The organism is Pseudomonas sputi, assembly GCF_021603585.1.
Taxonomy (GTDB): Bacteria; Pseudomonadota; Gammaproteobacteria; order Pseudomonadales; family Pseudomonadaceae; genus Aquipseudomonas; species Aquipseudomonas sputi.
This window is the reverse complement of sequence record NZ_BQHI01000029.1, coordinates 44021-56272: the sequence shown is the minus strand read 5'-3', so window position 1 is coordinate 56272 and position 12252 is coordinate 44021. Positions and strand designations below refer to the sequence as shown.

The window sequence follows — 12252 nt, the reverse complement described above, 5'->3', positions numbered from 1 at the left end:
TCTGTGAATTGCTCAAGCAGCTCTTTCGGGATTTTTGGCAGCTCTCGCAACGCGGGTTTCTTTTTGGTTGGCATACATGCACCTCTTACTCATGTTATGCCCGAACACAAAGTTTCTGACACCCCCGGAACGGGTTGGCTTTCAATGCCGCCTGATGAACCCTGTCAACGCCGCCAACGCCTCCGGCGAGCGCAGCCGCTGGGTGAACAATTCGCCCTCCTCCTCGATCACCTTGCGAATCAACTCGCGATCCGGCGCCCGCATCAATTGCTTGCTGATGCGTACCGCCTCGGCCGGCAGCTCATCAAACCGCAACGCCATCTCCCGGGCCTTGGCCAGTGCCGCTTCGCCGCTGCCCAATGCCTCGGTGGCAATCCCCCATTGCGCGGCTTGCTCACCGGTAAAGCCGTCACCGAGCAACAACAACTCCGACGCCTTGGCCTGCCCGAGCAAGCGCGGCAGGATCAGGCTGGAACCGAACTCCGGGCACAAACCGAGATTGACGAACGGCATCCGCAACCGCGCATCCCGCGCCACGTAAACCAGATCGCAATGCAGCAACAACGTCGTGCCAATCCCCACCGCCGCCCCGGCCACGGCAGCGATCACCGGTTTGCGACACTCCAGCAGATTGAGCATGAACTGAAACACCGGGCTGTCGAGGTCGCTCGGCGGTTGCTGGATGAAATCGGCAATGTCGTTGCCGGCGGTGAAGCACTCGGCGCTGCCGGTGATCAGCACGGCGTTGATTTCGGGGTCGCGGTCGGCCTGATTCAGCGCCTCGGCCAACTGGCTGTACATGGCGCGGGTCAGGGCGTTTTTCTTGTCCGGGCGGTTGAGGCGCAGGGTCAGCAAACCGCGTTCGCAGTGCAGCAGAATGGCTTCGGGCATGGCGTGTCTCGCGTCTGAAAGATCAGCGCTCAACCACGGCTCAGAAAAACATCGGCCAGCAGTTGATTGCGCGGCAGTCCGGCCAGGAACAGACGCTTGGCAAAGGCGTCGACGCTAGCCGTCGAGCCGCAGACTAAGGCCAGGGTTTGCCGGGAAACAAGGCGCAGTTGCGCCAAAGCGCCCGGCAACTCGGCCGCGGTCCATAGTTCGACGCTGAGGTTTTCCCGCTGCGCAGCCAGTGCTTGAAGGGGTTTGGCCAGATAATGCCCGGCGGCATCATGGGCCAGGTGAATGATGCGGATGGTGCCCCGGTGATCCTGGCGCAAGGCCTCGCGTAACACACCGAACAACGGCCCCAGCCCCGTACCCGCTGCAAGAAACAAAAGCGGTCGGTCGTGCCAGTCCGGGTCGTAATGCAGCGCGCCGCCGCGCAGTTCGCCGAGCCGGATCGGGTCACCGATCTGCAAGCGGCGCGCGGCATCGCTGAATTCACCCGGCTCGCGGCAATCGAGGTGGAATTCGAGAAAGCGGTCCTCTTCGGGAAGGCTCGCCAGCGAATACGGCCGCGCAATGTGGCCGGCCCACAGCACCAGATGCTGGCCGGCGCTGTAGCGAAACGGTCGCTGGGGTGTCAGGCGCAATCGCAGCACGCTGTCGCCGAGCCAGTCCAGCGCTTCGACCACTGCCGGACGACCATCGGTGACGGGATCGAAGGTGTGCACCTGCAAGTCTTCAACCACCTGACACTGACAGGCCAGCCGCCAGCCCTGCTCACGCTGTTCGGCGCTCAGCGCATCCGGTCGACTGTCGGCAGGCAAGCCTTGGACGCATTGCACCAGACACGCATGGCAGCTGCCGGCGCGGCAGCTGTAAGGCACCGCCACGCCGTTCTGATTGAGGGCATCGAGCAGGTTGCTGCCCGCCGCCACCGCCCACTGTCGTTCACCGACCCGCAGTTCAGGCATCGACGTTCTCCCACGCCGCCGCGCAGCGATTGCGCCCGTCGCGCTTGGCCCGGTACAGCGCCTGATCGGCACGTTGCAAGGCCTCGTCCAGATCGTCGCCCAGTTCCAGCAGGGTCATGCCGGCGGACAGGCTCAGGTTTTTCACATTCAGACCCACCAGTTCAACGTCGGTGAAGGCGATGCGCAGGCGTTCGCAACAGGCGGTCAGGCGCTCGGCGTTGCAATCGGGCAGCAGCACCACGAATTCTTCACCACCATAACGCGCGAGTACATCGCCGTCGCGCAGGCAGGCGCCAGCGACCCCGGCGAAGGCTTGCAACACCTGATCGCCGGCGGCGTGGCCGTGGATATCGTTGATGCGCTTGAAATGGTCGAGGTCGATCAGCGCCAGCCCATGCACCACGTCGGCTTCCATCGCATTCAACTCGCGGGTGGCCAGGCGCAGGAAATGCCGGCGATTGAACAGCCCGGTCAGTTCGTCGGTGGCCACCAGGTCTTCGAGCTGGCGCATCATCCCGCGCAGGGTGTCCTGATGCGCCTGCAGGGCGAACCGGCGCTGGCGCATGCGTTGCCGTGAGGTCTGGACGAAGCGTGCGTAAATCACCAGCCAGGCCAGCACGATCAACAGGATGCAGGCCTGCAACGCGGAAAGCGCCGGATCGTGCAGACGCAAGTGGTAACCGTCCCAGAGCGTGATGGCGCAAAAACTGAAAAACACCAGCATCGCGCAGCGCACGAACGCCCGCTGTGACAGATGGAACAGGCCGAACAGCAGGATCAGTACATAAAAGACCAGAAACTCGCCCCGAGCCTCCTGCAGATGGGCGATCAGCCACGTCTGCCAGCCAAGGCCCAGCAGCACCTGTGCTTCGGTCAGGCTCGGGTCGGAAAAGCGCAGGTTGCAGCCCGAGTAAAACACCGCGAACAGGGTTGCCTGGCTGATGACCACCAGGGCGCTGCCGACGGCGACGCCAGCCAGCGAATCTTCGTAATGTCCGGTGAAATACGCCAGCCACAGCAGCAGCAAAGCCAATCCGTAGGTGGCTGCAGCGAGGGCAAAGCGTTTAAGCAAAAGACGTTGAATGGCGTTATGGGTCAATCGTTGACTCACCGTGCGATAAGAGGCTGACCGAGTGTCCTACTCTACAGACCGGCTGCCACTTTAGTGGCCCAGTCGATAAATGACCATTGATTTTCGGGCCGGGTATTTGGCGTCAAAAACCCGCAGCCATGCGACCAACGAATGACTCCCGGCAGATGTGCCCGCCAGCGAGGCGCGGTATACTGCCGCGCCTTTTTAGCGTCGCGCCAGCAGCCCCGGCGTGCCTTGAAAGGTGTCTGCGACCGATGCACCCAAGCCGCAGGCACCTTATTGAATGTTCCCGTCTTTTAGAGGAGCGCGACTCATGACCGTGATCAAGCAAGACGACCTGATTCAGAGCGTTGCCGACGCCCTGCAGTTCATTTCCTACTACCACCCCGTGGACTTCATCCAGGCGATGCACGAAGCCTACCTGCGCGAAGAATCGCCAGCGGCCCGTGACTCGATGGCGCAGATCCTGATCAACTCGCGCATGTGCGCCACCGGCCACCGGCCGATCTGCCAGGACACCGGCATCGTGACCGTGTTCGTGCGGGTGGGCATGGACGTGCGCTGGGATGGCGCGACCATGAGCCTGGACGACATGATCAACGAAGGCGTGCGCCGCGCCTACAACCTGCCGGAAAACGTCCTGCGCGCCTCGATCCTCGCCGACCCGGCGGGCGCTCGTAAAAACACCAAGGACAATACCCCGGCGGTCATCCACTACTCCATCGTTCCGGGTAACACCGTGGAAGTGGACGTGGCGGCCAAGGGCGGCGGTTCCGAGAACAAGTCGAAAATGGCCATGCTCAACCCGTCCGACTCGATCGTCGACTGGGTACTCAAGACCGTTCCGACCATGGGCGCCGGCTGGTGCCCGCCGGGCATGCTGGGCATCGGCATCGGCGGCACCGCCGAAAAAGCCGCCGTCATGGCGAAAGAAGTGTTGATGGAATCCATCGACATTCACGAGCTCAAGGCCCGTGGCCCACAGAACCGCATTGAAGAAATGCGTCTGGAACTGTTCGAGAAGGTCAACCAGCTGGGCATCGGCGCCCAGGGCCTCGGCGGCCTGACCACCGTGCTCGACGTGAAGATCATGGACTACCCGACCCACGCCGCCTCGCTGCCGGTGTGCATGATCCCGAACTGCGCCGCCACCCGTCACGCGCACTTTGTGCTCGACGGTTCCGGCCCGGCCTCGCTGGAAGCGCCACCGCTAGACGCCTACCCGGAAATCGTCTGGGAAGCCGGCCCGTCGGCCCGTCGCGTCAACCTCGACACCCTGACCCCGGAAGACGTGCAGAGCTGGAAGCCGGGCGAAACCGTCCTGCTCAACGGCAAGATGCTCACCGGTCGCGACGCCGCGCACAAGCGCATGGTCGAGATGCTGAACAAGGGCGAAACCCTGCCGGTAGACCTCAAGGGTCGCTTCATCTACTACGTCGGCCCGGTTGATCCGGTCGGTGACGAAGTGGTTGGCCCGGCGGGCCCGACCACCGCTACGCGGATGGACAAGTTCACCCGTCAGATCCTTGAGCAGACCGGTCTGCTGGGCATGATCGGCAAGTCCGAGCGCGGCCCGACCGCCATCGACGCGATCAAGGACAACAAGGCTGTGTACCTGATGGCCGTCGGCGGCGCCGCCTACCTGGTGGCGCAGGCGATCAAGAAATCCAAGGTCCTGGCGTTCGCCGAGCTGGGCATGGAAGCGATCTACGAGTTCGAGGTCAAGGACATGCCGGTCACCGTCGCGGTGGACAGCAAAGGTGAATCGGTACACATCACCGGCCCTGCGATCTGGCAACAGAAGATCAGCGAAAGCCTGGCGGTGGAAGTGCAGTAAGCGCTTTTATCGGCTTCGCAAAAAACGGGCGGTCAGCGATGACCGCCCGTTTTTTTTGCCCGCCGTCAGTCGGCACCTGTCAGATCTGACAGGTGCCGCGGCGAAAACCCTCTGTTAGCGTGGAAACTCGACGTTCACAGGTTGTGTTGCCATGGCCCTTGATGCAGATGCGCTTGTCACTCCGCCTTCCCTTGCCAAGACAGCGTCCATTGCAACGAACGGGCGCAGTTTCGGGCAGGTTGGCGTGTCCGGGCAGCCGTCTTACGCCTTGCAGGTGCCATTACTGTCAACCGCCGGGCGCACACTGATTCCCGAGTTACAACTGGTCTATTCCGGCAACGCGGGCAACGGCAAGTGTGGCCTCGGCTGGGATCTGCGGTATGCAGCCATTTCGCGAAAAACCAGCAAGGGCGCACCGACCTATACAGCCGACGATGTCATGGAGGTCGACGGCACCGACCTGCACCCCGAACGGACGACGCGCGGCAAGATCAAGTCGACCCGTCGTACCCTCGGAAAAGGCCGGCGAGCCCGAACGTTTTCGGTGGTGCGCTACATTCCGCGGCTGGAAAGCACTTTTGCCCGCTACGAATTCTGGACCCCCGAGACAGGCAACCCCTTCTGGGTGGTGTTCAGCCCCGACGGCTCGCAGCATTGCTACGGCAACACGCTCGACGCGTGCATTCACGACAGCGAGGACGAGAGCCACATTGCGGTGTGGCTATTGGTGGAAACCGTGAATGTGGCAGGTGAGCACATCTACTACGAATACAAGCGCGACGACAACGACCCTGATCCGCGATTCGACTATCAGACCCAGCGCTACCTGCGCCAGGTCTGTTACGGCAACAAGACAGCCAGCGCCGGCCTGTTGTGCCTTGAACATGAGCGGCCGCAGGACCTTGGATGGTTTTTCCTGCTGATCGTGGACTACGGCGAACGCGACACCAGACTGGACGTCGTTCCACCTTATCTGGCCGAGGATGAAAAAAAATGGCTGCCGCGCAGTGATCCGATTCGCCTGCACAGCTTCGGCTTCGAAGTCGGCACCCGGCGCCTGTGCAAGCAGTTTCTGATGTTCAACCACACCGGCCGCGATCCGATGCTGGTCAATCGCCTGTTGCTGGAACACGAAACCACGCCTCTGCGATACAACCACCTGAAAGCGGCGCATTACATGAGTTACGACGCGGCGGGCCGCGTCAAACACTCTCCCCCGCTTGAATACTTCTACAACGCGTTTGAACTCGACACGGTCCCCCAGCCCTTCCTGACACTCGACGCCATGCCCGGACTCAACGACGGTCAGCCTTACCACTGCGTTGATCTTTACGGCGAAGGCCTGCCCGGATTTCTCTGCCAGTACGACAACGCCTGGTATTACCGGGAACCCTTGCGCGGCACGCCTGGCACAGATGAAATCGTCTACGGCCCCTGGGCCTTGCTGCCGCTGATCCCGAATGCCGATAGGCTCCAGCCGGCGGTGCAGATCCTGACCGACCTCACCGGTGACGGTCGCCTGGACTGGGTCGTCGCCCAGCCTGGCGGCAGCGGTTATTACACCCTGAACCCGGACAGCAACTGGTCGCCGTTCAAACCGTTCAAGCAGTTTCCCGTGGAGTTTTTCCATCAGTTGACACAACTGGGCGACTTGAGCGGTGACGGCCTGGATTCTGCCGCCCTGGTCGGCCCGAACTGTGTACGGGTGTATGCCAACCTGCGCGAAGAAGGATTTGCACCTGGCAAGGACGTACCGCATACCCCGGATCGCTTGCCACTCTTCAGCGCCGCCCGCAGCGAGCTTGTCATGTTTGCCAATCTGCACGCCAGCGACCGCTCCGGACTGTGCAGGGTCCGCCACGACAAGATCGAGGCCTGGGCCAGTCGCGGCCATGGCAAGTTCGCCAAAGGTGTCGAAATCAGCCCTCTGCCCTTCGAATACGGATCTTTCAATGTCGATCAGGTTCGTTTCGCCGATCTCGACGGCTCCGGTGCGCCCGCGTTGATCCGCCTCTGCTCCGATCACTTCGAGATCTACTGGAATTACGGGGGCAATGCCTTTGAGCAAGTACCGGTAAACGTCGACTGGCCCGAAGGCATCCGCTACGACAACCTCTGCCAGGTGACCTTTGCCGACCTGCAGGGCCTGGGTTGCGCCAGCCTGCTGCTGACCGTGCCGCACATGAAGCCGCAGCACTGGGTTTATCACTTTTGCAGTGAACGGCCGTACCTGCTCAGCGGATCCAATAACAACATGGGCTACAGCGCCACGCTGCAATATCGCAGCAGTGCGCAATACTGGCTGGACGAGAAACGCCTGGAGTTGATGGCCCGCAGACGTCCGGTCTGTCGGTTGCCGTTTCCTCAGATGGTGCTCCATTGGCTACGCCAGGATGATGAAATCACCGGCAATTACCTGATGCAGTTCCATACGTATTTCGAGGCTTACTACGACGGTAACGAACGTGAATTTCGCGGTTTCGGCCGCATATGTCAGACCGACAGCGAACTGGAACCGGGCAAGGCCGAGAGCGGCCATACGGCGCCGATGCGAATGACAAGCTGGTTTCATACGGGTCAGGCCATCGATCAGGTGTTGAAAGGTACTTGCGAACTCGACGGGGAGATAAAGCCACTGCCGCCCACGGTTATTTCGCAGTTCGATGCAAAACGCCGCACAGAGCGAGTTCGCACGCGGCGCAATGCCAACGACACCGAAATCGCCTATGCCCTGGCCGGTCAGCTGCTGCGCACAGAAGTGTGTCAGGCAGACGACCCCGCCCCGGCCCCGGTGTTTTCGCTGTCCGAGGTTCGCTACCTGGTTCGGGTGGTCAACGACAGTCCGTCGAGCCTGCTGGTGCGCGAACTGGAGAGCCGCAACCACCAATACGAACGTTTCATGGACGACTCGATCTGTCAGCACGTTATCAATCTGGAGTGGAACGAGTACGGCCAGCCGACTCACAGTGTCACGGTGGCCTGCGCACGCCGCCGCACGGAAAACGACCCTCCGCCCTTCGAGCAGGAGGATCAACAGCGTGCCTGGAAAGACAGCTTCGATGAGCAACAGGAAAATTTTTATCTGACGGAAACCCTCGCCGAGTACCTTCACCTGATGACTGACGGGCACTGGCTGCTCGGTCTGCCCTGGCGCCAGCGCAGTAATGCACTGATGCTGCCCAAAGGCGCGTTGCCGGGCGGGCTGCGCGCGGAGGACATCCGTTTTGAAAACTTCGAGCAACATAAAGACAGTGCCGAGTGGAAAGCCGCCCGTGAACTGACGTCCCTCTCGCAGCAAACATATCTGGAGGGAGCTGATGGCCAGATCCTTTACCCCCCGCTGGCGGGGCCGACGGAACAGGCCGTATTCGACAAAAAGGCATTGTCGGCATACGACACAGTTCCCATTGTCATTCGGGACGAGCTGGTAAAAATCGGCTATAAGCCCATGAGCCTGTTTTTGCCACCGGATCCGGATGAAGATGATCTGAAAAACCTGTGGTCAGCCGAGAGCGGCTTTTTCACCTACACCGATGCGAACGGTTTTTACCACGTCACCGATGTGCGGCAGACCGCCAGTCATGGGGTGACACACATCACCTGGGATGCAGACCACCTGCTGATCATGGCCACCACCCTTGCGGATGGCTGCACGACGACAGTCACCCATGACCCCCACACGCTCCAGCCTTTGGGCATCACGGACGCCAACGACAACATCCAGGAAGTGCTCTATGAGCCGGGCGGCCAGCCCATGGTGCACAGTTTTCATGGCACCGAAGAAGGCAAACCGGCCGGCTTCATGCCACTGGCCGAGTACCCCGAACAGACGGACCTGAGCGTCGAGTACGCCCTCGCCCATCCAAAAGAAGTGCTGGCATCCGCCGCCAGTGTGGTGCGTACGGAACTGTTCAGCTGGATGCCATTGCTGCCGCCCGCAACGCTGCCGGGCAAAAGAAAGGCATGGATCGCCAAAGGGCTGATTCTGCCCGACGGACGCATCCGCGCCTCGGCCCGGCGCTGGCTGAACCAGCAAAAAAAACGCACGACCAGCGAACAGACACTGCTCGGAATCATCCATACCGCCAAGCGGCAACCGGTGCACATTCTCAATCTGGTTGCCGACCGCTACCACACCGACCCGCTGCAATTGATTCAGAGAAACATCGTTTACATCGACGGCTTCGGCCGCGAATTGCAAAGCAAACAACTCGTGCCGCCAGGCGATGCCTTCGTGGCCACGCACGAGGACAACCTCGAAACGGGGGCCGATGGCAAGCCGATCGAGATGCCGGCCGTTCAACGCTGGCGCGTACAAGGTCGTGTGGAATACAACCACAAAGGCGAAACCATCCGCGTCTACCGCCCCTATTTCCTCAACACCCATCGCTACATCAATGACAGCGCGATGCGTGAGCACGGCTACCACGACCGGATGTTCTACGACGCCCTGGGGCGGCCCGTCCAGACCATCAATGCCCTCGGCCATCGGGCGTTCGACATCCTGCACCCATGGTTCAAGCTCAGCTATGACTTCAACGACACCGACGACACCGACGACGCGCCAGCCACCCGGCCCGCCAGGCGCCCCGGACTGCCCGCCAGACCGGCGAAGAAGGTCAAGTCATGAACGCCAGTGTGCATTGGCACACACCGTCGCTGGCCGTCACCGGCCCGCGCGGCGAGGCCATCAGAACGGTCGAATATTTACGCAAGGTCGCCAGCGGTCCCGTACAGGCGCTTGTCACTCGCCAACAGCATGACTTGGCCGGCCGGCCAGTGGCGCAATACGACCCGCGTCTGGTCATACCCAATACCCAGACTGTGTTTGCGCTGAACGGCCAGCCGCTGAGGACGGCCAACGTCGACTCCGGCACGAACGCCACACTGCGGGGACTTGCTGGAGAATCCCTGCAAACCTGGGACGCAAACGGCAATCATCGCCGCATGATTCATGATCCACAGCTACGCATGGTCAGTCTTGAAGAGAACGGTGCGGCGGATATCGAAACATTCACCTATGCCTCGGCGACAGCCAATGCCGGAAACAATCTGCGCGGGAATTTGATCGAGCTGAAGGATCCGTCAGGCTCCGTCGAATTCAAAAGCTACGCACTGACCGGCCAACCACTGAGTGAAACCCGCACCTTTACAGACGCCCAGACGTACACCAACCAGCAAGCCTTCAGCCCGCTCGGAGCGATGCTCGAGAGCACCGATGCAGGCGGGCACCAGCAACGATCGTTTTACAACGTTGCCGGACAGCTCGTTCGAGCACAGCTCAAGATTGACGCTGAGCCAGATTGGAAAACGATCTTGCAGGAAGCGCATTACAACGCGGCCGACCAGATCGTCGAACAGTTGACGGGCAATGACGTGAGCAGTCGATGGCACTACAACCCGGCCGACGAACGTCTACATCGACAGGTCACGCAAAAGGCCTCGGCGCCGGCACTTCAGGATTTCGAGTACCAATACGACCGGGTCGGCAATATCACCCGGATTATCGACCACACCTATGTCCCTACGTATTTCAAGAATCAGCAGGTCGATGGCCACCGCGAGTTCAGCTACGACTCGCTATCCCGGTTGACCCGTGCAACCGGTTACAGCGATGCGCCACCGAAGGACAACCCCGGCCGGCCACAGCCGACCGATCCCAAAGACCGGCGCAACTACGTTGAAACCTACGAACACGACTCCGGTGGGAACCTCATCAAAACCATCCACGTACGCGATGGCATCCACCACACCTTAAAGATGTGCATTGATCCCGCCAGCAACCGGGGCGTACGTTGCGAGTCCGACGAACCACCACCCGACTTTACCCAAGCATTCGATCCGGCCGGCAACCTGCTGACACTGCAGCCTGGCCGGCCGATGCGCTGGAACAATCGCAATGAGCTGGAAAAGGTGACACTGGTCGATCGCGGCGGGACCAACGATGACCAGGAGACCTTCCGCTATAGCCAGGGCGAACGGGTCTACAAGCGCCTTGAGACACACGCCTCCAAAGTCAGTCACTTTCATGAAGTGCGCTACCTGAGTCGTCTGGAGATTCGCACGAAGGACAACGGTGAACTTCTCCACGTCATCGTCATTCCCATCGGGGCCGGTGAGGTGCGATGTCTGCACTGGAAAGCCGGCAAGCCACCGCTGATCGACAAGGATCAACTGCGCTACACCCACACGGATCACCTACGATCGGCACTGCTGGAAGTGGATCATCAAACCCGGATCATCAGTCACGAACGCTACTTTCCATTCGGTGGAACGGCGACCCTTACCGCTCGCGATGAGATAGAAGTCGATTACAAAACCGTGCGTTTTTCGGGCAAGGAGAAGGACTTCTGCGGGGTTCAATATTTTGGTGACCGTTACTATGCCGATTGGCTGCAACGCTGGATCAGTGCAGACCCGGCGGGAAATGCAGATGGACTGAATCGGTATGCCTATGTGGCAAACAATCCAGTGCGATATATCGATCTTCAAGGCAGGGAAAAGGCAGAGAACGTTATTCACAACTATTCGAGATTCATAAACGTTGTCGCCGGGCACGCCGAACAAACAATTGGACAACTCCACAACATTTTCCAAAAGAAAGTCGGGTTGGAACTTTTGAAAAATCTGGGAGGTGAATCCGTAAATGCGGTAGTCGGCTTTGTCGGCGGCTACTACGGCGGCCAATTGATTAGCCCGCTCATTCCTGATTCTCAGCACTATGCGCACCTTGCTACGCTTGCAAATACAAGCAATGCCAGTGTGCAAGGCAAGCCTCCATTCAGCGAAGGTCTGAGCGGCGGCAACGTTGGCGGAGACTTGCTCGGAGCGATGGGTGCCATTGCGACAAACAGTCTGACCAGTCCACTTATACCGCAGACCTCGAAAATGTCCGTTGCCGCGATTGATAAAGACCTGGGGCTGGTTGCCGACAAGGCGATTGACTGGAAAGAGCTTCCAGGCAAGGTGCTCAATCCCGATTTTTTAATGACCAGAGTGATCGGTTCGGTGGTGCCGGGAATCAATGCGTTTATGAATATGGGATCCCGGGTCCAGGAAGCTGAAGACATCATCAACCAGCTCGATCCTGTGAAAATCAACAAAATCGAAACAATGCTCGCTGACTGGAAAGCTGCCGTCATTGAGCGCTGGACCAATGCCGAAAAAGCCTTCGACGCGCTTGGCACAAACGTGATCTACCCAGCCGACCTGCTGCCGAATGTGAACAACATGACATCAGCCGAGGCCATCGCACCTGTTCGCCGGTCGGCACTGAAACAGGCAACCGAGAACACACTGAATTACATTGATCGCGCACAAAAAGGTATGGCCTGGTACAAGAAAATGGGCACCACGGACAATCAGTTCTTGCAACGGCAAGCCCATCCAGACGTAAATTTTTCCCGAGCACGCCACTTGTGGTCCAAGGTCCGAGGGTTGGTAGCTTGATTCACAGGCACACCCCC

Annotated in this window: 6 protein-coding genes; 3 read left to right on the top strand and 3 right to left on the bottom strand. The window is 60.1% G+C overall.

Going from position 1 to position 12252, the window contains the following annotated elements; all coding sequences use genetic code 11:
- Nucleotides 1-141: 141 nt before the first annotated feature.
- Genes L6D81_RS25665 through L6D81_RS25655 form a run of 3 tightly spaced genes read right to left on the bottom strand, consistent with a single transcriptional unit; the run spans nucleotide 142 to nucleotide 2955 of the window.
- Entirely contained in the window at nucleotides 142-891 is a 750-nt protein-coding gene (locus tag L6D81_RS25665) for an enoyl-CoA hydratase-related protein (protein ID WP_236182448.1), read from the bottom strand.
- A gap of 29 nt (nucleotides 892-920) precedes the next feature.
- Nucleotides 921-1856, bottom strand: a complete 936-nt coding sequence (locus tag L6D81_RS25660; protein ID WP_236182447.1) for an iron-sulfur-binding ferredoxin reductase — start codon at nucleotides 1854-1856, stop codon at nucleotides 921-923.
- Nucleotides 1849-2955, bottom strand: coding sequence for a GGDEF domain-containing protein (locus L6D81_RS25655; RefSeq protein ID WP_236182446.1), 1107 nt, complete (start codon nucleotides 2953-2955; stop codon nucleotides 1849-1851). Before L6D81_RS25655 ends, L6D81_RS25660 begins: the two co-directional genes overlap by 8 nt.
- Nucleotides 2956-3262: 307 nt before the next feature.
- Between L6D81_RS25655 and L6D81_RS25650 the strand changes: the two genes are divergently transcribed.
- The 3 genes from L6D81_RS25650 to L6D81_RS25640 all read left to right on the top strand — a co-directional run bounded on the left by L6D81_RS25650 (nucleotide 3263) and on the right by L6D81_RS25640 (nucleotide 12235).
- On the top strand, nucleotides 3263-4786 hold the full coding sequence (locus tag L6D81_RS25650; RefSeq protein ID WP_007960181.1) for a fumarate hydratase: 1524 nt from the start codon (nucleotides 3263-3265) through the stop codon (nucleotides 4784-4786).
- 274 nt (nucleotides 4787-5060) lie between these two features.
- Nucleotides 5061-9416 (top strand): SpvB/TcaC N-terminal domain-containing protein, encoded by a 4356-nt coding sequence (locus L6D81_RS25645; protein ID WP_309295824.1) that lies wholly within the window; start codon nucleotides 5061-5063, stop codon nucleotides 9414-9416.
- A complete protein-coding gene (locus L6D81_RS25640; RefSeq protein ID WP_236182444.1) occupies nucleotides 9413-12235 on the top strand; it encodes an RHS repeat domain-containing protein in 2823 nt (940 codons plus the stop codon). The genes L6D81_RS25645 and L6D81_RS25640 overlap by 4 nt, the downstream gene beginning before the upstream one ends.
- Nucleotides 12236-12252: the final 17 nt, after the last annotated feature.